At 45.4% G+C, this 20828-nt stretch carries 16 protein-coding genes; 10 read left to right on the top strand and 6 right to left on the bottom strand.

Annotated features, from left to right (window positions below; genetic code table 11):
- Positions 1-120: 120 nt before the first annotated feature.
- From ABIE26_RS09505 to ABIE26_RS09495, 3 genes are all read left to right on the top strand, one after another.
- Positions 121-3438 carry a SusC/RagA family TonB-linked outer membrane protein gene (locus tag ABIE26_RS09505; RefSeq protein ID WP_310137431.1) on the top strand — a complete coding sequence of 1106 codons (3318 nt, stop codon included), beginning with the start codon at positions 121-123 and terminating at the stop codon, positions 3436-3438.
- 11 nt (positions 3439-3449) lie between these two features.
- The gene (locus ABIE26_RS09500) at positions 3450-4973 is read left to right on the top strand and encodes a RagB/SusD family nutrient uptake outer membrane protein (protein WP_310137434.1); all 1524 of its coding nucleotides are present in this window, start codon (positions 3450-3452) and stop codon (positions 4971-4973) included.
- A gap of 74 nt (positions 4974-5047) precedes the next feature.
- On the top strand, positions 5048-6907 hold the full coding sequence (locus ABIE26_RS09495; protein WP_310137436.1) for an alkaline phosphatase: 1860 nt from the start codon (positions 5048-5050) through the stop codon (positions 6905-6907).
- 75 nt (positions 6908-6982) lie between these two features.
- Here the strand turns inward: ABIE26_RS09495 and ABIE26_RS09490 are convergent, their stop codons facing one another.
- From ABIE26_RS09490 to ABIE26_RS09465, 6 genes are all read right to left on the bottom strand, one after another.
- Positions 6983-7621, bottom strand: coding sequence for a nucleotidyl transferase AbiEii/AbiGii toxin family protein (locus tag ABIE26_RS09490; protein WP_310137439.1), 639 nt, complete (start codon positions 7619-7621; stop codon positions 6983-6985).
- Positions 7622-7629: 8 nt separating this feature from the next.
- Positions 7630-8127, bottom strand: a complete 498-nt coding sequence (locus ABIE26_RS09485) for a DUF6922 domain-containing protein (RefSeq protein WP_310137440.1) — start codon at positions 8125-8127, stop codon at positions 7630-7632.
- An 86-nt stretch (positions 8128-8213) separates the two neighbouring features.
- A complete protein-coding gene (locus tag ABIE26_RS09480; protein WP_310137442.1) occupies positions 8214-9998 on the bottom strand; it encodes a cytochrome c peroxidase in 1785 nt (594 codons plus the stop codon).
- Positions 9998-11488, bottom strand: a complete 1491-nt coding sequence (locus tag ABIE26_RS09475) for an alkaline phosphatase PhoX (RefSeq protein WP_310137444.1) — start codon at positions 11486-11488, stop codon at positions 9998-10000. The genes ABIE26_RS09480 and ABIE26_RS09475 overlap by 1 nt, the downstream gene beginning before the upstream one ends.
- Positions 11489-11584: 96 nt before the next feature.
- Entirely contained in the window at positions 11585-12226 is a 642-nt protein-coding gene (locus tag ABIE26_RS09470; protein WP_310137446.1) for a DUF47 domain-containing protein, read from the bottom strand.
- Between the two features lie 45 nt (positions 12227-12271).
- Positions 12272-14416 (bottom strand): PAS domain-containing sensor histidine kinase, encoded by a 2145-nt coding sequence (locus tag ABIE26_RS09465; protein ID WP_310137447.1) that lies wholly within the window; start codon positions 14414-14416, stop codon positions 12272-12274.
- 235 nt (positions 14417-14651) lie between these two features.
- Here ABIE26_RS09465 and ABIE26_RS09460 point away from each other — a divergent pair, with 235 nt between their 5' ends.
- The 7 genes from ABIE26_RS09460 to ABIE26_RS09430 all read left to right on the top strand — a co-directional run bounded on the left by ABIE26_RS09460 (position 14652) and on the right by ABIE26_RS09430 (position 20815).
- Positions 14652-15161 (top strand): Lrp/AsnC family transcriptional regulator, encoded by a 510-nt coding sequence (locus ABIE26_RS09460; protein ID WP_310137450.1) that lies wholly within the window; start codon positions 14652-14654, stop codon positions 15159-15161.
- Between the two features lie 128 nt (positions 15162-15289).
- The gene (locus tag ABIE26_RS09455) at positions 15290-15460 is read left to right on the top strand and encodes a hypothetical protein (protein WP_310137452.1); all 171 of its coding nucleotides are present in this window, start codon (positions 15290-15292) and stop codon (positions 15458-15460) included.
- The gene (locus ABIE26_RS09450) at positions 15457-15624 is read left to right on the top strand and encodes a hypothetical protein (protein WP_310137455.1); all 168 of its coding nucleotides are present in this window, start codon (positions 15457-15459) and stop codon (positions 15622-15624) included. The genes ABIE26_RS09455 and ABIE26_RS09450 overlap by 4 nt, the downstream gene beginning before the upstream one ends.
- Positions 15621-17645 carry a helix-hairpin-helix domain-containing protein gene (locus tag ABIE26_RS09445; protein WP_310137457.1) on the top strand — a complete coding sequence of 675 codons (2025 nt, stop codon included), beginning with the start codon at positions 15621-15623 and terminating at the stop codon, positions 17643-17645. The genes ABIE26_RS09450 and ABIE26_RS09445 overlap by 4 nt, the downstream gene beginning before the upstream one ends.
- A gap of 448 nt (positions 17646-18093) precedes the next feature.
- Positions 18094-18732 carry a DUF6266 family protein gene (locus ABIE26_RS09440; protein ID WP_310137459.1) on the top strand — a complete coding sequence of 213 codons (639 nt, stop codon included), beginning with the start codon at positions 18094-18096 and terminating at the stop codon, positions 18730-18732.
- 33 nt (positions 18733-18765) lie between these two features.
- Positions 18766-19410, top strand: coding sequence for a DUF6266 family protein (locus tag ABIE26_RS09435; protein WP_310137461.1), 645 nt, complete (start codon positions 18766-18768; stop codon positions 19408-19410).
- A gap of 190 nt (positions 19411-19600) precedes the next feature.
- A complete protein-coding gene (locus ABIE26_RS09430) occupies positions 19601-20815 on the top strand; it encodes a FecR domain-containing protein (RefSeq protein ID WP_310137463.1) in 1215 nt (404 codons plus the stop codon).
- Positions 20816-20828 lie beyond the last annotated feature (13 nt).

Here is a 20828-nt window from a genome sequence, read left to right as displayed (position 1 = left end):
AAGCCTGGTGTCTAAGGCCAATTGTACTGCCAGGCAAATTTTAAAACAAATTCATGTTAAAAAACAAATAAATATATGAAACAATCCTCATATAAGAGGTCAGCAGCTCTTTATAAAGCCATGAAATATTCACTTTTAACTTTTTCAATCCTCTGTACCTTCTGCGGTGCCATGCTGGCCTCGCCGGGTATGGCCCAAAAACTGGATAGAAGCAGGATCAGCTTAAAGGTAACAAAGGAAAGACCGGTAAGCCAGGTCCTTAAAGAAATCGAAGCCGGTACAGGCCTGCGCTTCATTTACAACCCCGATGCACTTTCGGAGGGTAAAAGACCAATTAACGAAACATTTAAAAACGAAAAGGTAGAAGAAGTACTCCGGAAAATGGGCTACAGCTGTACGGAAAAGGGAAATTACATCATCCTGAAAAATATTCCGCTGCCGCCAAAAAAGGCCGACAGGCTGATCAGTGGTGTGGTTAAAGACTCAACCGGGCTGGCCATGCCCGGTGTATCTGTGAAGGTGCTGGGCACTTCAAAATCGACCACCACCGATGCCAATGGCAGGTACAGTATTACTGTTGAAGCCGATGCGGTATTGTCTTTTTCTATGGTAGGTTATAAAACCAAACAGGTTAAGGTAAGCGAGGGACAGGTATTTAATGTTACGCTGATGGAAGACAAGGCCCTGCTGAGCGAGGTGGTTGTGGTAGGTTACGGAACGCAGAAAAAAGCAACCCTTACCGGTGCAGTAAGTACGGTAGCGCTCGACCAGCTTTCCTCACGTTCTGTAAACAGTGTTGGCGAAGTGCTGGCCGGTAAATCGCCGGGCGTAATTGTAACCAACGAAGGGGGCGACCCAACCTCTGGCCCGCGGGTGAACATCAGGGGTGCTGGGGGGATCAATGGCGAGAGTGTGCTGTATGTGGTAGACGGCTCGATTGTGATCGGCACACCTGTACTGAACCCGAATGACATTGAATCCATATCCGTGCTGAAAGATGGTTCTGCCGCAATTTATGGGGCAAGGGCATCCGGCGGGGTAATCCTGATCACGACAAAGAAAGGCAAAAACGGCGCACTTCAGATCAATTTTGATGGAAAGATAGGCACCCAGAGCGCCTGGAGGAAGCTGCAGCCGCTCAATGCCGAACAGCGTGCCATGGTTGCGGTAACTGCTGCCAAAAATGGTAAGACAGATCTTTTGCCTGCTTTTGACGCTGCAAAATACCCGGAAGGACAGATTACCCGTACCAACTGGATGGATGAGGTCTTCAGGACCGGTAAAACACAGGACTATAACCTGGGCGTATCGGGTGGTACAGAAAAATCAAATGTTTACCTGAGCTTTAATTACCGTCAGGCCGAAGGAATTGTGCTCAATACAAAAGTGCAGCGCTATAATTTCCGCATCAATTCCGATCACCAGCTTACACCCTGGTTAAAGGTTGGGGAAAACCTGTCCTTCAGCAGCACGAACGGACAAGGAGCCAATACCAGCAGTGATTACACTGGTGCCTTATTATCGGCCATTTATTACCCGGCCAATGCCACACCCTATAATCCTGATGGTTCATTTGCAGGCTTGCCGGGCGGACAGTATGCCGGCGATTATGGCGATATCATCAACCCGGTGGCCGAATTGCTGCGCACCGACATCAATAAGCCCGAAAATATTTTAATTGTTAACCCTTACGCCCTGTTCAATTTAGCCAAAGGCTTAACGTTCCGGTCTAACCTGAGCGTAACCAAAGGCTTTTACCACACTAAAATCTTTACACCAAAACGCCCGGAGGTGGGCAAACCTATGCTCTCCAACTCGCTGGAAGAGAAAGACAGGGTTTTAACAGATATCCTTGCCGAGCAGGTGCTGGCCTGGAAAAAAGACCTGGGCGTACATCACCTTGATTTTACCGCTGGCTTTTCTTTCCAGAAAACAAAATACAAAGGTTTTTCTGTAATCGGAAGGGACTTTGATGATGAGGCCCCTTCGAAAAGGTACCTCGTGAATGCCACTGTTTTTGAACCTGCATTGAGCGACCTGGTATCGACCGCCCTGTCATCCACTTTCGTACGTGCAAATTACAACTATGCCGAAAAGTACCTCTTGTCGCTGATCGGCCGCCGCGATGGTTCTTCACTGGTGCCTAAAGCAGAGAACAGGTTCCGTAATTATTATTCCGTATCAGCCGGATGGGTATTGAGCAAAGAGAACTTTTTAAAAGAAAGCACCTGGTTAAATGAACTGAAACTGAGGGGAAGTTACGGATTGCTGGGCAACCTTGCCCAATTGCAGCCTACGGATGTGAGCCCGCTCCTGAGCAAAACAAAGGCTTATTTTGGTCAGGTGCCCACCCTGCAGAACGGACTGGTATCTACTGTGCTGGAAAATCCCGATATGAAATGGGCAGAGTCCAAACAAACCAATGTGGGGATAGATCTGGGCTTCCTGAAAAACAGCCTGACCTTAACAGCCGATTATTTCATTAAGGATATCGATAAGATGATCCTGACCAAGCCCTTACCCGGAACTGCCGGACTGAACTCGCAGACCATTAATGCCGGTCTGGTACGCGATAAAGGGATTGAACTGGGCATCACCTATACGGGTAACAAAAACAAGGCCTTCACCTATTCGGTAAGTGCATCCCTCACCAAGATCAACAATAAAGTGCTGGAACTGGCACCGGGACTGGAAAATATTGCGGTATCCAACAACTTCAGGAACGAGCTTGCCCCTTTGTTCATTAAAGTAGGGCAGCCCCTGTACAGCTATTATGTACGCAAAACCCAGGGTATTTTCCAGACCCAGGCAGAAGTGGACAACCATGTGAACTCCAAAGGCGTAAAGATCCAGCCAAAGGCGAAGCCGGGCGATTTCAGGTTTGCCGATCTGGATGACAGCGGCTCTATTGACGGGGGCGACCGCTATTTTGCCGGCAGTGCCTATCCTGATTTCTCGTACGGACTGAGCTTTAACGCCGCCTATAAAGGTTTTGATATCAATGTTTTTGCACAGGGTGTACAGGGCAATAAACTGTTCAATGCGGTTAAACGTACCACCTACAGCGCCAGCGGCCCATCCTACAATAAACTGGTGGGTATACTTGATGCCTGGTCGCCCGAAAACCCGAATGGAAAGGTGCCGATCATTTCTACAAAAGACGACGATAACGGGAACTTCAACGCCTCCGATTTCTATGTAGAAGATGGTTCTTATTTACGCCTGCGCAACATCACCCTGGGTTATACCCTCCCTAAAAGCCTGAGCAGCAAAATTAAGGCCGGTGCCATCCGTGTGTATGCCACCTCAAATAACCTGTTCACCATTACCAGGTATTCTGGTTTCGACCCGGAAATAGGAATGGACAATTACGGACTGGACACAGGTCGTTATCCGCAGTCCAGAAGTTTTCTTATTGGTCTTAATGTCAATTTATAATCTGTAATACAATGAAAAAAAGCATAAAATACATAGCCCTGGCCGCCTTTGCCCTCTTAAGTTCCTGCAAAGACCAGCTGAACATTACACCCGAAGGTGCCCCATCGGCACAAAACTTCTGGAAAACCAAAGAGGATGCCCTGAAAGCGGAAGCGGGACTCTATGAAAAATACAATGAGGAAGATTACTACGGCAGGGGGATGTTCTGGTTTATCAATGCCAGCGACGACATGGTGACCGGACGTAATAAACCAGAGGCCGATAACATCAAAAATTTTAACAAAAACTACATCGGGGGCGGATATACAGAATCGCAATGGTCGATGCGTTATGCCATCATTAAGCGCGCAAACGACATCATCAAAAACGTTCCGGGTATCGTTATGGATGAAGAACTGAAGAAACAGATCATTGGGGATGCTTATTTCAATGCCGGCCTGGTGTATTTCCAACTGGCGGCCAATTACGGAAATGATAAGGCCGGTGTACCGATCGTTACGCCCGAAACAGATGCCTCGGCTGTCATTCCAAGGGCAAAAAATGTAAATGAAAATTACGATTACATCATTCAGCTGCTGGAGAAAGCCGCAGAAATCCTGCCTTACTTTACAGATATGAAGCCCGGCGACTATGGCAAGGCGCACAAAACGGCCGCTTGGGCTTATATGTCCAAAGTGTACCTGTATAAAAAAGACTATGCCAATGCCAGAAAATATGCTGATATGGTGATCGGATCAGGCAAGCACGAACTGGTGCTCACCGGCTTTGCGGATGTGTTTAAGGCGGCCAGTAACTGGTCTAAAGAATACATCTGGTCGGTGGTCTGCTCGCCAAGCGTGGGTGGTACCGGCTGGGGCAGTAAACTGCCAGGGGTAATGCTGACCAATAAAGGCTGGAACATTTACAATGGCTGGGGCTATTATCTGCCCACCAAAGAACTGTACGATTCTTATGAGGCAGGCGACCAGCGCCGCGAAGCGACCATTCTGAAGACAGGCGACAAGTTCATGTATTTCGGACAGGAACGCAGTTTTACCAAAGACGGCGGGGCCACATCCGATTACCAGTTTAAAAAGTACATGGAGCCTTTCTCTTATCCAAATCCTATTCCTTTGCATGTGAACCCGAATGGAGATAATGGGACTACCGATCTGAACGTACCATTGATGCGTTATGCAGAGGTATTGCTGATCAAGGCCGAGGCCGCCATTATGACCACCGGAGCCGGAGCTGGTGATACCGAACTGAACAAGATCCGCCAGCGCGCCGGGCTGGGCATTAAAACAGGCATGACCATGACCGACCTGAAAAGAGAGCGCCGCAATGAGCTGGCAGGAGAGTGGGCCGACCGCCACCGCGACCTGGTACGCTGGGGCGATGCGGAGGCTACCTATGCCAAACCACTGCACGACTCGCAGGGCAAAGAAATCTGGGCCGCAAGGGCATTTGACCCTCAGGTACACGATGTATGGGCTGTGCCGCAAAGAGAAATTGACAACAGCGGTGGGGTAATCAAACAAAACCCGGGCTGGTAATTTTTTATAAAAGAGGGCGCCTTTAAAAGCACCCTCTTTTTCTGTATTTTAGTAACACCATTGACGAAACGCTGATGAAGCACCTGTTTTATTGTGTCCTGCTTACAGGACTGCTGCTTTCCTTTAACAGCAAAGCACAAACCGGTTTAAGCCCTAACCAGGGGCATAGCCATAACGATTACCACCAGAACATTCCCTTGCTTACGGCTTATTATGCTGGTATGGGTTCCATTGAAGCCGATATTTTCCTGAAAAACGGCGAACTCTATGTGGCCCACGATACCAGCGAAATTAAAGCCAACGCAACCCTTAAACAACTGTACCTGGATCCCCTGGCTGCGCTTTATCATAAAAATGGCAACAGACCTTACCCGGATACGGCCATGAAACTGCAGCTGGTGATCGACATCAAGAAAAACCACCAGCAGGTATTGCCCCAGCTGATCAAAGCTTTAAATGTTTATGGCGATGTTTTTAAATCGGACCAGAACCCGGATGCCATCCGCATCGTACTGAGCGGCGATATGCCCAAAGCCGAAAATTTTAAAAACTATCCCGGCTACATTGCTTTCGATGGCAGGCCTTATACAATCTACACCCCTGAACAGCTGAAACGCGTGGCGATGATCAGCGATGACCTTAAAAAATACACGGCCTGGAATGGAAAAGGTACCCCCACAAAAACTGATGAAGCCAAACTAAGGAGGGTTATTGAACAGGCCAGGCAAAAAAACAAGCCCTTTCGTTTCTGGGCTACGCAGGACAGTCCCAATACCTGGATTGTGCTGGAAAAACTCGGGGTACACTGGCTCAATACCGACCAGCCCGAAAAGCTGCGCAGCTTTTACCTGAACCGGAAGAAACTCAGCTATACCAACCCGGTTGCTTACCCGGTTTATACGCCTGATTATAAAAGCGACGGGCTGAAAAAGCCCGCTAAGAATATCATCCTGCTGATTGGTGATGGAATGGGACTGGCACAGATCCATGCCGCCACCGTTGCCAACCATGGCAGCCTGAACATTGGCCAGATGCGCAACATCGGCTTCTCCCAAACAACAGCTGCCAATGCTGACAATACCGATTCTGCTGCAGGCGGCTCGGCCATTGCCATGGGCGAAAAAACTAATAACCGCTACATTGGCATGGGTACGGACAATAAAAAACGAACCAACCTGGTTGATACCCTGGCTGGCTATGGCATAAAAAGCGGCATCATCAGCGTGGGCGACATTACCGATGCTACACCTGCTGTGTTTTATGCACACCAGACAGACCGCTCCATGAGCCAGGAAATTGCCCGCGACCTGCTCAACAGCAAAACTGAGCTCCTGATCGGTTCCAACCAGAAAAGCTTTCTGCAGAATAAAGATGCACAGCTGATGGAGAATCTGAAAGCGCAGGGCTTTAACCTGAGTACAAGCCTGGATGCTTTTTCAGCTCAGACCTCTGGCAAACAACTGGTATTGCTGCCCGATGAGGCTACCCGTCCGGTAAAAGATGGCAGGGGAGATGTGTTGAAGCAGGCCCTGCTGCACAGCATCCAATTGCTGCGCAGCCCCAAAAAAGGCTTCTTTATCATGGCCGAAGGCGCGCAAATCGACTATGGCGGGCATGCAAACGATTTGCCTTATGTCATTACCGAACTGCATGATTTTGATAAAACAGTAGCGGCTGCACTACGCTTTGCTGATCAGGATGGGGAAACCCTGGTGCTGGTTACTGCCGATCATGAAACAGGGGGCTTAACACTGCTGGATGCCAGTACGGAAAGCGGAACCATAAGCGGCGAATTCAGTACCAACGACCATACCAATATTATGGTGCCGGTATTTGCCTATGGGCCCGGAGCGGAAACCTTCAGGGGTACTTATCCCAACAACCAGCTTTTTCATAAAATATTGCAGGTGCTGGAACTGAGCAAACGCAAATAAAAAAGAGGCCGTCTCACATAAGTCAATTATGAGGCGGCCTCTAATTAATCCAATCCGCATTCCAAACCCAATTAGCTAACCAACAGCCTGCTCCAGATCTTCTTTTATAAATATCCACACTTTATCACGCAAGCAAATTGGATCAAAATCTTGATCAGCGTTATCAAAATTTACGAAGTTCTCAAGGATGAGTTTTGGATCATGCGTCCACTCAAATCGTTGTCGGTGTAAGTCAATCATAGCCGAGACATTATATTGCGGCAAAAGTTCATGTAAATCCCAGAAATCTTTTTTTCGTCCACCACGTTGAACAACATCTATTTTCATAGCTATAATCTCTTCAATTGTAGCCATTCTTATTTCATCTTGCTCAATTGCATCCTGAAAAAATGGGTCCATAGCATAGTAAACATCCACTTTAATTGCTTCATCAGCACTGCCACCAATCAAATATGATTTTCCCATTCCTGGGTTGCCACCAAAATCAGCCGCCACATAATCAAAACTGTTACGTAAATAACTGTCAATTGCGTCAAAATCAATCGATCTATATATTGCATCAGTGAACAAGTCAATATCAACTGAAATTCTATGGCCCAAATGCAGACTTAACGCAGTACCTCCCACAAGTCTGAATTCCTTAAATTCGTTGGCTTGCATCAATTTAAGTAATGCATCCTTTAATTGATCACTAACAGTATTCCAATAAAGCATATAGATATTTATTTGTTCTGATCGAAGATAGCCAAGTTGCCCGAAACGGAGGTAGTACCAATAACTTGTTTTATTCTCTCTTTACCGTAAAAATCGAGGACAGCTTGCTTCTCCCTGGAATCTCCACGTTCAAATATCCTCCTGATAATTGACTTGTATTGTCTAGCCCAGTCAAGTTTATTCGGATCGGTATCCCAAAAAAGAGCTTTACGGAAAAGACTCAAATCCGGACGCTGCTTAATTCGTTCTTTAAGTTGTTCTGCCTTAATTGTGTAATATGCCTGAAGAAGATACATAGTTCCTTCTTCTAACCCAAGTGCACGGTCTATCTTTAAAGATACTTCAGGTGTAAGATTACGCTTACCCTTTGTGATATCATTAATTATTTGCGGGTATTCTGGCAGAGAAAGCGCAAACGGACGTTTCTTAAGTTTTCTTTTCTTAAGCTCACGTTCCAAAATCAATCCGGGATGGATGCCCTTGTATTTTTCTAAAGTCATTTCCATACACAAATATAAACAAATATGTTTACAAATTTGCAAACAATGAAAAGTGCTTAAACGAAAAAAGGGCCGCAATAAGCGGCCCTTTTTTATTCATCATCCAGCGTTTTCAAAAAGGCCACTATATCCTGTATTTCTTTTTTACTGAGGTTTAAAGGATCAGGGGCTAAAGTCTGGTTGTCGAGCACAATACCGATACCGGCCCCACCGCCGCGATTGTAAAAATCGAGCACCTCCTCCAGCGTTTTATAAACACCGTTATGCATGTAAGGTGCAGTTTTGGAAACATTGCGCAGGCTGGTTGTCTTAAATGCATACTTATATTGCGGATAAGGGTTCAGCGTATAGCGACCTTCATCTTTGTCGATACTGGCATTGATGGTATCCGGACGGGAAGGTACGCCCAGCACCTCGGCTTCGCTTTTCTGGAACAACGGCGCCTGGGTACCGTTAAACAAGGGAGCAAAATGACAGCTTCCGCATTTGGCCTTTCCCATGAACAGGTTAAAACCCGATTTTTCTTCCGCGTTTAACTGTTTTTTATCGCCCTGCATGTATTTGTCCAACCGCGATGAAAATGGCGACAGCGAGCGGATGTAAGAGGCCAGGGCATGCTGGATGCGCCATGGGTCTGCCTGGCCGGCTTTATCTTTAAAGGCAGCAGCAAAAGCTTTAACATAAGTTTTATCCTTGTTTAACCGTTCAGCTGCTGATTGCAGTGAACCATCCATTTCATTTTTATGGTGCACCACATCCAGGGCCTGGTCTTCCAGCGATCCGGCCTTCAGGTCGTAGAAAAAGCCGCGTTGCAAGCCTGCATAAGTTAGGGTGGGGGTATTCCTTAAAAGTGTCCCCTTTAAGCCCTCCGCAGTAGCAAGCCCATCGGTAAAAGCTTTGTTTTCGTGGTGACAGCTGGCACAGCTGCGGTTGCCCGCATTGGACAGGATGCTGCTGTTGAACAGGAGCTTGCCCAGGGCAATTTTTGTGTCCGACTGGTATTCGGTATGGTTTCCGACAAATCTATTGACATTAAAGGCATTTTTCTGGAACAGGCTTACCGCGTCGTCCTGCAATGCGGAGCCACTTGCTGCAGTGCCGGTTTTCAATTCCCTGCGCAGCTGATCGGCTTGTTCGCCAATGGGCTGCAGATAGGCCGTAATGAAATTCAGCCGGTCAAAACTATTGAAATCTTTAGCCGCTTCGAGCGCTGCAATTGCAGTTTTTAAAGTGCTATGCAGGTCTTCGCTCGCCCCGTAAAAGTTTAGAACATCCATAATCCCGTTTAAAGCCGCTGCAGCCTCGGGTAAAGATTGTAAGGCTGCAGGGGTATCAAAACCGGTAATGCCCAGGCTGGTAATGCGGAACAGTTCCAGCCGGATGGCATCAAACAGCTGTGCATCCGTAATTTCGTACTGCTGGTTGTAGCGGTCCATGCGTTTTAAATTCAGCTGCATCTTTTTAACTTCGTTCAGCAGGGCTTCCCGGTTCTCTGCGGTAGGGGCTTCATAGATGAGTTCTTCCATAACCTGGAAGCCTGTGGGCTTTTCTACCAGGTTTTCGCCCAGTTCTATCTCGTCAATAGGGGCACCGTTGATCATGGCCGAGCTGGAGGGGAAAAAATACTCAACATAGTATTCTATCTTTTTATACTGTGCCCTTGCAGCGATAAAAGCAGCCTTTATTTTTTGCTCGTCCTTTTGCTGTACCGCACTGAAAAGCTGCTGATCTACCTGCAACTGCAGACCAGCCAGTTCTTTGCTGAAAAGCGCTTTCACTCTTTCTGCGGGAGCTTGTTTTTGGGTACAAAAAATGGCAAGCAGGGTAGTGATGGTCAGGATCAGCAGTAAGGTTGCAGCTTGTTTAATACTGGTCATTATCTGGCTACTCCGCGCACAATTACAACTTGTCCACCTTCGCTGTTGTCTGTTAAACGGGCCGAGCCTCCATCTGCATTTTTGTATTTCGGATCCTGCCAGGTATGCGGGTGCAGGTTTACAACAAAGGCATCAGGGATACCTGTCAACGCTGAAATATCATACATGGCGCCATATTCCCAGCTGCTCAGGAGCTGACTTTTTACAGAATTGTATTTGTCATTAAATGTCGCCTCATTTCTGCGGTGGTTCATTTGCAGCATAGGTTTCAGTGATTTGCTGGCGATGCCAAACTGCCAGATCGTACCATCGTGATCGTTCAGTTTGTAAAATGAATCCCCGTCTTCCTGTATGTAAACATAGTTTTCTGTTACACATAGGTTATCCGGGTTTACAATGCTGCTTCCGGGATTGTCTCCCCCGTCAACCGCTACCTGAAGTTTTCCTTTAAGCGGGTTATCGGCATCTAAAACCAGTTTGTATACACGGCCCCACATGGTTTTTCCGCTTACGGGGGTTAATTTATCGGCCTGACTTACACCAGTAGCTGTAAAATATACTTCACGGTTATTGGTTGAGCTGCCTTTTCTATAGTCAATATCCTCAACACGGGCAAACATGATTGCTTTTTTGTCAACAGTCTGTTGTTGCAATTGGGCACCCGTACTGCTGCTTACATTGTCCAGCTCCACAAATTCCACATCATAGCTCGACCCTTTATACATGCTTGTTTCTACAGGATCGTTATTGCTGCGTTTTAACACGTAGAGTTTGCCATTATCGAGGTTGCCCTTGCCCTGGATGTTAGATACATACATCGCAAGCTGTCCGTCGTTTTCATCTTCACCGATTAAAATGACCGTCTTTCCCGGAAAAGCTCCTTTAGGTAAAGGGACGGCATTTTCGGCACTCCATCTGCCCAGTGCTTTTACGGTACGCTGACTGTTTTTCTTATCCGCAGTTGCCAGTGGGTCAATCGCATGGATCATAGATTCCACACCGCTTTCACCTGCTGTCAGGAATGTTTCCTTCTCAAAACCATGTTCTTCAGGGGTAGCAAGGGTAGCGGAGCACAAACGGGTCATACCACCATCAGAATCTACAATGTATTCGCCTTTTACCGGTTTAAGGTTTTTATCCAGATAAACCCTTGATACCGACTGCAGGATTTCGTGGTTATTGATCATGATAAAACCTTCTCCACTAGGGTTTTTTAACATTCCTGCACCGTCTGGCTGGGCACCAAAAATAAAACCTGGTGATTCAGGTAAGACATCGTCAGAACTGATCAGTGTAGTTATCTTTAAATTTTCAAATCCGGAAAGGGCCTTCACCAACGATTCATTTTTTGAATAGTTTTTAAGGATGTCTTCAGGTTCAGGGCCTTCCTGCTTTTTGTCCCTTTTACAAGCGGTAACCGCTACGGCTGCGGCTACAAAACCTGCCACTGCAAATGCTAATGTTTTTCTTTTGAATAGATTTTTAGTCATAGTTTGCTTTTATTTTGTAACAAACTTAAGACAGGCGTATTGCCTCAAATTTAAGGCTATGTTAAGTGTTATGCAGGGGCTTAATTTAGAATAATTCTAGCCGTTCTTGATCAGGATGGTCTCCAGCACATTGGCGGCATCGTCACATTTATCGCTGGCTGTTTCCATCATCTGCAAAACTTCTTTTTGTTTGATCAGTTCAATGGCATCCCGCTCGTGGTCAAATAAGCTGGCCACTTCGGTATTGCAGATGTAATCGGCACGGCCTTCCCCGGCATTGATCCTTAAGCACACTTCGGCAATCAGCTCTGTATTCCTGAAACTGCGCAGTTCTTTGATGGCATTGTGCAGGTCGGTACACATTTCCAGCAGCAGTTCGGCCAGGCTGATCATGGCCTTGTTAATGGTTTTAACATTGTACAGGTCCAGATTCATTCCTGCGGCATAAATATAATCGGCAATATCGTCTAAAGAACTGGCCAGGGCATGGATATCTTCCCGGTCAAAAGGTGTGATGAAAGTTTTACCGAGACCTAAAAAAATGGCATGTGTAATGTCGTCGCCCGCCTGTTCCAGCTTTTCAATTTCCTTAACATGGGCTTTGCGTTGTTCCTGTCCGGGTGTATTTACGGCACTTACCAGGGCCCCTGCAATAGACACCAGGTTGCTTCCGGCCTGTTCAAACAGAGGCTGGAACAATTTATCTTTAGGGGTAAAGAAATTGAAAATACTGTTCATGATATTTTTGCTTTTGATCAAAAATATCATTGCAATGTTAAGGCATTATAAAGCTGACGTGATCAATGGAAGTGAAAAATAAAAAGTAGAACCTTTGCCAGGCTCGCTTTCTATCCAGAATTTGCCCTCGTGTTTTTTCAGAATATCTGCAGAGATAAATAAGCCCAAACCCAATCCTTCAAACCTCATTTTGGCATTGTCTACCCGGTAGTAGCGCTCAGCAATGTACTGCAGGTCGGTTGCTGCAATGCCAATTCCAAAATCCTGAACAGAAACCAGGATCTCATTGTTGCTTACGACACTATTTATCACCACCCATTCTTTTGTAGGGGAGTATTTGACCGCATTGTTCAGGAAGTTGCTGATCACCTGTTCAAGTCTGATCTTATCGCCATAAAACCTTGCAGGCTCATTCTTTTTAAAAACCAGTTTATGCGATTTTGTGACCAGCTGCATGTTTTCAATCGTCTGTTTCAGCATCTCATCAAAACTGAATTCTTCCATATTGTACTGCATTTTTCCGGAGTTGATCCGGGTCACATCCAGCAGGTCATTGATCAGTTTATTGAGACGCCAGATGCTCTCGGCCGATTTGTGAATGAAGCTGCGGTGTTTGGCCAGGTCATTGGTCTGGTCCATGAGCTGATTAAAAGCCTGGATACTGGTGAGCTGGGTTTTCAGCTCGTGACTGGCGATCGACAGAAACTCGTCTTTCTTCTTTTGCTCCTCTTTCAGGCGTTTTTCTACCCGTACCATGGCGGTAACTTCAAAAGCGAATACCAGGATGCCGTCTATATTGCCTTTGTCGTTATACCTGGCCTGGTAAATGAAATTGAAATAACGCTCTTCGATAAGGTCGTTTTCTGTAAGCACCTGCAGTACATGGTGCCGGTTGCCTTCAAATGGTTTTCCTGTGCGGTAAACATCTTTTAAAATATCTAAGATGGCCTTGTCTTTGAGCTCCGGAAGGGCCTGTACCAACGAATATCCCGTTAAGTGCCGCCCCGGGAAAAGCTGCTGATAGGCCGGGTTCACCATTTCAAAAGTAAACTGAGGACCATCCAGGATACAAATACCTATCGGAGATTGTGTGAAAAACCGGGCCAGTCGCTCGCGCTGGGCCACCCTTACTTTTTTGGCCAGTTCCAGCTCGCGGGTGCGCGCACCTACCTGCTGTTCCAGGTTGGTGTTGAAAACCAGTAATTTTTGACGGACTTCATTCAGTTCCGCAGTAAGTGTAACCAGCTCTTCCATACTGGCTTTGGTCTCTTTATTCGCTCTTTCCAGGGCCTCATTTCCAGCCAGCAGCATTTGTTCCTGCCGTTCTATATCTTTTCGGGCAAATACCAGTTCGGTAACATCATAGGCAAAGCTGATGACGCCATTGATCTCTCCGTGCTCATCCAGTCTGGCCTGGCACAGAAAATTAAAATAATGGTCAACCGGTGGTTGGGCTTCAATGTTTTGCAGAGGTATACAGAGTTCCTTTGCTTCATAGGTTATGCCTGTCTGGTAAACTTTACGCAGCTCGTCTGCTATAGGATGCTCCCTCAGCTCCGGCAAAGCTTCGATTAAAGGTTTGCCAAGCAGATCGCGGTAACCAAAGTGTTCGTGATAGCTGGGGTTAGTGTATTCATAAACCAACCGCGGCCCTGAAAGTACAGCTATCCTTGCCGGCAAATCGGCAAATAATTTCTCCAGCCTTTTGTTCAGTTGGGTAACCTGTAAGGTAGCTGTCTTTTGTTTTTGCAGATGGATACTCAGCTTTTTTTCGGCCATAACCTGCTGGGTTACTTCATTGGTCGAATGGATGATGTAACGGATGTCGCCGGCATCATTCAGTACAGGGGTGTTCAGCGTATGCCAATAGCGTTCTGTTTTTACGCTCTTATTTTCAGGATCGGGTACATCAAAGCGCGCCACAGGAAGCTGAACAGGTTTTTTGCTTTGCACTACATCCAGCAAAGCACTCCTCAGCCTGAATGAGTTTTCTTTTTTTTCATCTATAGGGAAGGCATCGAAAATATACCTGCCGCGAATGGCCTCCAGAGTTTTACCCATGGCCTGCAGGTACAGATCACTGGCCGTAAGTATAACCAGCTCTCTGGAGAGCACAAGATACATTCCCGGTAAGGTTTCAAATACCCTTAGCATCTCGGGGCTTATTCCCCGCCGCTTATTTAAATCCATAGAAACAAAAAAGTTAAGCAATATAGTAAGTTTTTTCTATGATTCTAAGCCCGAACAGGCATAAAAACGCCAGGTTAAATTTCCAAAATATCGAAGCATATTATAAAATGTTGTTAAATATTTCTTTGTAGTGAAATATAATGCAAATTATTGTATAATTTAATTCTTTAAAAATTAAATTATATTTCTTAATGTGAAATATAGTGTTTATGTTTGGCCATCAAACTAAAACACTATGGCTTTAAATCTAGACGAAAAAGACATTCAGATCCTGATGTGGCTCCAGCAGAATTCAAGGATCAGTTTAACGGAACTCTCAGACATTTTACATATGCCGGTAGCAGACATTCATGAGCGCATGAAGAAGCTTGACGTGGATGATTACCTTAAAGGCTATGCAACTGTATTAAGCCGGTCGAAAACTGACAAGAAATTACTGTTTATTGCAGGTATACGCTTGTACAGCAATAAAGACGAGCATGTATGGGCGTTTAAAAAGGAAATAGCCGATATACCCCAGATCGTCAACAGCTACCGTGTAAATGGCTGCTTTGATTTTTTATTCCACGTTTTGCTCAGCGATATGTACGATTTTCACCGTAATGTAGCCAGTAGGCTGATGGACATGGAAAATGTGGTTTCCATGCGAAGCTTTTATATACCGAATGAGGCGCATGGTGTCCAGCGCGACCCGCTGAATGATATTTTTAAAAGTAATAAAACCGACAACGGACTGGTAAATTAAAAATGTCTGGCTGTGGCCATTGGTTTACCGCTTTCCAATCCTGCAGCAGATGTTTTTTGGGATGTACCGGTTATCCCGCCGGACATCCCTTTTTTGAACGCTTAAAAACCCTTCTAAATATGAATAGGATGGAACCACTTTTAATCAGTTATGTCATTACCGAATTCTTTGCTGAAGTATCTGTAACAGATCAGCTTCGGGTAACCGACATCAGGCAAGAACAGGCAATACTTAGCTTCTTTGCTGAAGCCAATGATAACCTGAACTTAATTAACATAAATTACCTAAACAAGCTATGAAGCAACCCATCTGTAAAAACAGGTCTGATGAAGATCTGGTGATGTTCCAGGATATAGCGCAGCGCATGCTACACGACACGCTATCATTAGAGAGAGAACATCTGGAACAGATCAGAAATAAAAGGCTTGACGGGCATAAGTTAAATTTCCACCAGCCAAAATGAAAATTATATGCCTGATACTTTTGATATTGCCTGCCTTTAGTACCCTGGCTCAGGAAGATGAAAAAGTGAGGGATATTGTAGAGAGCCTGGCCGAAAACGCGCCAGACGAGACCGACTTGTCGGAACTAACCGAAAAGCTGGCTTATTTTCGCAAGCATCCCATTCACCTCAATAAAACCACACCAGAGCAACTAAAGAGCCTGGTATTCCTGTCGGCAGCACAAATAGGCAGTTTCTTTAATTACCTCCACAGCAATACCAAATTACTGGATGTACTGGAACTGCAGGCCATACCCGGCTTTGACATCGCAACCATCAACAGGCTTTTGCCTTTTGTAACACTAAACATAGCCGAAGGCTATGACCAGTTAAAAGCTAAAAGCTTGCTAAATAGCGGTAATAATGATCTTATTTTAAGGTATGCCCGTTTATTGCAGCAGCAAAAGGGTTTTAAAGCACTCCCCGGAAGCAGGTATTCAGGCAGCCCGGAAAAGATATTGTTAAGGTACAGGTACCAGTTCTCAAATATCCTGTCGGCCGCGTTGGTGATGGAAAAAGATGCCGGAGAAACACTGTTTAACAAAAAAACAGGTATGGATCACCTGTCTGGCCATCTGGCATTTTTTAAACTGGGCAGGCTTAAAAAACTGGTACTGGGCGATTATAGCCTGCAGTTTGGACAAGGGCTAACCCTATGGTCGGGCTTTGCATTTGGAAAAGGGCCCGATGTAACCAGTGTAGCTGCTAAAGATGCAGGCCTTAAACCCTATACTTCGGCCAACGAAGCCTCTTTTTTTCGCGGTGTGGCCAGTACCATTGACCTCGGCAGGAACATTCATTTTAGCCCTTTTATCTCTTACCGTAAACTGGATGCCAGTTTAAAAGCCCTGCCCGATGGGCGCTTTACGCTATCAAACATCAACATCAGCGGCCTGCACCGTACACAAACAGAACTTAAAAACCAGCGAAGCCTGGGGCAACTGGCTTACGGCGGAGCAGTGCAATATGTAAGCGACAACCTGAATATGGGTATTATTGGCTATCGATCTGCTTACCAGCATCAATTTGTAACCGGAACGGCTTTGTATAACAAATACGCATTTACAGGTAAGCAGTTAAACAATACCGGCCTGCATTACAATTACACTTTCAGGAATGCCTATTTTTATGGCGAACTGGCCCATAGCCTGGGCAGCGGCTGGGCTATGGTTAATGGGGCAGTAGCCACTTTGTCGCGTAAACTATCGGTAGTAGTGCTGCACAGAAACTACAGCAAAAATTACCATAACTTTTTTAGCAGTGCGGTAGGCGAGGGCACGGAAACCAGTAACGAGCAGGGCTTATATGCCGGGCTAAACTACAGCCCCATCAAAAGCTTAACCTGGTCTGTTTATACCGATTACTTTAAATTTTCCTGGTTAAGGTATAGGGTAGATGCGCCATCTTCTGGCTATGAATGCCTAAGCCAGCTCAGCTATACTAAGGCTAAGGTATTTAAGGCGGTATTAAGGTTTAAGCGGGAACAAAAGCCACAAAACCCTGATGCCGGGAGTACTGTTGCAGGGCTGCAGAAAGTGATTAAACAAAGTTACCGCCTGGAGTGGAACTGGAAGCCCACTCCAAAATTCAGCTTTCAGCAAAGAACAGAAATTGCGCAATACCAAAAGGGAAATAAACCAACAGAAACAGGCTTTCTGGTGTATCAGGATATCAGCTATGCCCCGATGTCTTCCCGTATATCTGGGAACATGCGCCTGGCTTATTTTAATACTCCATCCTATAACAGCAGGATTTACGCTTATGAAGACGATGTGTTGTATGGCTCGGGCTCGGGCAATTATTCGGGCAAAGGTATTCGCGCTTACATAAATGTAAGGTGCCGGCCATTCAAAAGAGTAGACATCTGGGCCAGATATGCCATTTACAGCTATAGCGGAGTAGAAACTACAGGCAGTGGTTTAGACGAAATTGAAGGCAATAAGAAAGCAGAAGTTAAGCTGCAGTTAAGGTACCAGTTTTAAATACCCCTTTGTTTTTCAGGTAATTCTTATTAATTTTACTGTTGAACCTACCCCCGGTTTTAGGAGGATATTGAAAAACATATACTCCTTTACGTAAAAAATCCCGCTGAAAAACCTAATGGATTACCTGACAAAAGGAGATGGAGCCTATCTTCTCTCGTAATGATCAGTAGTAAATCACATATAAATCACAAGAAAATAACTGAATTAAATTATCGTTGAGATATCCTTGACTTACCCTTGAGATAGGGTTGATTTACCTATAGGGTATTTCAAGGGTAAATCAAGAGTAAGTCAATGGTATTTTAACTATGTAATTTACTAGTGATTTATATGTCAATATTTTGTCATCATTACGAGGGAAAATGCTGGTCAGTAGGTGTTTATAGGTAACTTTAGGAGAATGCCCGCAGAATTGGGGTGAAGATTTAACCAAATATAAACAAATATGGCGACAACAGAAAATGGCCCGGGAGGGCAACATAATGGTAAGCTGGGTAACGTGGTTTATTATACCCTGAACGGGAAAAGCGTGGCCAGGAGCATAGGTGTAAACCTGAAACCACCTACAGACCTGCAGCTTGCCGCAAGAATGAAAACCAAGATGCGCAGTGAATTGCTGTGCCAATTGATCGACTTTATCAACGCAGGTTTCGCTGTCAGTGCTTTAGAAGCTAAAGAAAATGCCTTTAACCAGGCAGTTAAGTACAATAAAACAAATCTTTTTAAGGGTGTTTACCCCGATCTGGAAATTGCCTACGACCAATTGGTGCTTAGCGCTGGTTCATTGAAACCAGGCCAGGACTGGCATGTGGAGCAGGTAGCGCACGGGCTGCAATACAGCTGGGCTACCGACCCGCAAATGGCCTGGCCAGAGGCTACAGACCAGGTAATGCTATTAGCCTATTTCCCAAAACAGGAAAAAGTCCATTTTACACTTTTTGGCAAGGATAGGCTGGCAGGAACCGATCTGCTTGAAATACCACCAAGCCTGCAGGGCGAACACATGGAAACCTATATGTCGTTTATTGCGGCTGATAGGAAACAGGTGGCAAACAGCACTTACACCGGTAGTTTTAATACGTAAACCACCGAAAACTAATTTCTTAATTTATTTTTTATGGGAATTTTACAATCAGGGCCCTTAGGACCTTTCCGAAAAAAAACAGGCCCGCTTGTTGGCCGTAAACATCGTGGCCTCAATGTCATTACCTCATTGCACCATACCAGCAAAAAAAAGCCTACGGTAAAACAAACCGAAGCCCAGTATAAATTCGGCTTGCTGAATAATTTTTTGAAAATAATCAAGATTCAGGTTAATCCGGGTTTTGCCTTTTACGCCAAGGGCCAGAGCGCGGTGAATGCCGCTTTTACCTATAATTTTGACCATGCTTTTGTGCTGGACGAAGCAACAGGGGAGTACCAGATCAACTATCCAAAGATGGTGTACAGCAGGGGGCGGGTGGTTACACCTGAAGCCCCGGAAGTAAGCGTTGCTACAGGGCAGCTTACGTTTAGCTGGCAGCCTCAAAACCAGTCTGCGTATTGCCAGTATACCGATATGGCAAGTTTTTTGGTTTATAATCCGGTAAGAAAGACTCGAATTTCATTGACACGTGCGGTTAACCGCTATGCGCTTGGTTTTACTATGGAGATGCCATCGCAATATGCAGGTGAGGTAGTACATTGTTACATGAGTTTTTCTTCGGCAGATGGGAAACTACAGGGAAACAGCGTGTATGTTGCTGAGCTGAGGGTGCTGTAACTTATAGGGTTATCCGGTTGTGATATAGCTTTCGTATGATTTATTTTCATTTTTGGAAAAACTCTGATTATATGAAGTTATTTTTAAAATAGAATGATGGTTATGTGGCAGACTTTCCTTAAAATTGTATTAAAGAATTGTTAACGTAACTTATATAACGCTGGAACAGAAAAGACTATATGCGCAACAATTGGTTGCAGATGCATTGACCATAATGCGTAGAGAAGGGGTAGATTCCTATCCTGTGTATGATAATGGAGTAATTGTTGGCAAAATCAGTTATGATGAACTGATGGACTTTCTGGCATATAAAGAAGGCATGGGAGCGATGCAGGCCCATAAACAACATTTTGACCTGAACAGTGCATTGACAGCGATAAGGGATATGCGGGTTGATGAGTATAAAGTGGCTAAGAAAAAAGACATGACCCATAAGCTGATTGCAGGCTTTAGTTCTGTTGCTGCAGTTGCCGCCATATTATTAGGCTTAAGCTGGTTCTTCTTAAAACCGGCACCTGCTTCAACTTCAACCAATGAGGTATTTACAGACCGGATCACATTAACGCTGAATAATGGTAAGAACATTAGCTTAGATCAGGAGAAAGCCGGTGTTGTTTTTGCAAACAACCAATTGAAATATAACGATGGCAGTAAAGTGGAGGCAGCCTATGAAGGTAAGCAGCTGGTTACCCTGAATACCCCAAAGGGTGGCCTGTACCAGGTGGTACTTCCCGACGGGACTAAGGCCTGGCTAAATGCTGCCAGTCACCTGAAATTCCCTTCTACCTTTGCAGGTGCGATGAAACGTAGGGTAGAATTAACCGGTGAAGCCTATTTTGAAGTAGCTAAAGATAAAAAACATCCTTTTATAGTGGCCAGCAAAGGCCAGGAAATAGAAGTATTGGGAACCCATTTTAATGTAACTGCCTACGGCAACGATGGCAATATAAAAACTACTCTGCTTGAAGGAAGCGTACGTGTAACACCTTTCCAGAAAGCAGATAAACGCGTTGAAGGAACAGATCCTGCTACCATTGACCCACTTTGGGCGATAGAAACCCGCCCGGCTTATGTTCAGGCTGGCGATGCGGTGGTGTTAAAACCCAACCAGCAGGCTGTGCTGACAGGAAAAAATATTGCTGTGAAGGCTGTAGAAGCCGAAGATGCCATAGCCTGGAGACAAGGCGAATACATATTCAGGAACATGCCGCTGGAAAGCGTAATGCAGGTAATTGCCCGCTGGTACGATGTGGATGTGATTTACCAGAACAAAACTGTAGGCGATGCCCTGCTGGGAGGTTCGGTATTGAAAGCTGATAGTGTGAGCGAAGTCCTTAAAACTCTCGAATTAACCGCAAACGTACACTTTAAAGTAGAAGGCAGGAGGATTACCGTTACACAATAATGCATTTACAAAG

The organism is Pedobacter africanus, assembly GCF_040548825.1.
In the GTDB taxonomy this organism is placed as follows: domain Bacteria; phylum Bacteroidota; class Bacteroidia; order Sphingobacteriales; family Sphingobacteriaceae; genus Pedobacter; species Pedobacter africanus_A.
This window is presented reverse-complemented; position numbering and strand designations above follow the sequence as displayed.

Excerpts from the sequence above, each read along its gene's own strand:
- ABIE26_RS09505 (WP_310137431.1), top strand. The coding sequence starts at position 121 with ATGAAATATTCACTTTTAACTTTTTCAATCCTCTGTACCTTCTGCGGT.
- ABIE26_RS09500 (WP_310137434.1), top strand. The coding sequence starts at position 3,450 with ATGAAAAAAAGCATAAAATACATAGCCCTGGCCGCCTTTGCCCTCTTA.
- ABIE26_RS09495 (WP_310137436.1), top strand. The coding sequence starts at position 5,048 with ATGAAGCACCTGTTTTATTGTGTCCTGCTTACAGGACTGCTGCTTTCC.
- ABIE26_RS09490 (WP_310137439.1), bottom strand. The coding sequence starts at position 7,621 with ATGCTTTATTGGAATACTGTTAGTGATCAATTAAAGGATGCATTACTT.
- ABIE26_RS09485 (WP_310137440.1), bottom strand. The coding sequence starts at position 8,127 with ATGGAAATGACTTTAGAAAAATACAAGGGCATCCATCCCGGATTGATT.
- ABIE26_RS09480 (WP_310137442.1), bottom strand. The coding sequence starts at position 9,998 with ATGACCAGTATTAAACAAGCTGCAACCTTACTGCTGATCCTGACCATC.
- ABIE26_RS09475 (WP_310137444.1), bottom strand. The coding sequence starts at position 11,488 with ATGACTAAAAATCTATTCAAAAGAAAAACATTAGCATTTGCAGTGGCA.
- ABIE26_RS09470 (WP_310137446.1), bottom strand. The coding sequence starts at position 12,226 with ATGAACAGTATTTTCAATTTCTTTACCCCTAAAGATAAATTGTTCCAG.
- ABIE26_RS09465 (WP_310137447.1), bottom strand. The coding sequence starts at position 14,416 with ATGGATTTAAATAAGCGGCGGGGAATAAGCCCCGAGATGCTAAGGGTA.
- ABIE26_RS09460 (WP_310137450.1), top strand. The coding sequence starts at position 14,652 with ATGGCTTTAAATCTAGACGAAAAAGACATTCAGATCCTGATGTGGCTC.
- ABIE26_RS09455 (WP_310137452.1), top strand. The coding sequence starts at position 15,290 with ATGGAACCACTTTTAATCAGTTATGTCATTACCGAATTCTTTGCTGAA.
- ABIE26_RS09450 (WP_310137455.1), top strand. The coding sequence starts at position 15,457 with ATGAAGCAACCCATCTGTAAAAACAGGTCTGATGAAGATCTGGTGATG.
- ABIE26_RS09445 (WP_310137457.1), top strand. The coding sequence starts at position 15,621 with ATGAAAATTATATGCCTGATACTTTTGATATTGCCTGCCTTTAGTACC.
- ABIE26_RS09440 (WP_310137459.1), top strand. The coding sequence starts at position 18,094 with ATGGCGACAACAGAAAATGGCCCGGGAGGGCAACATAATGGTAAGCTG.
- ABIE26_RS09435 (WP_310137461.1), top strand. The coding sequence starts at position 18,766 with ATGGGAATTTTACAATCAGGGCCCTTAGGACCTTTCCGAAAAAAAACA.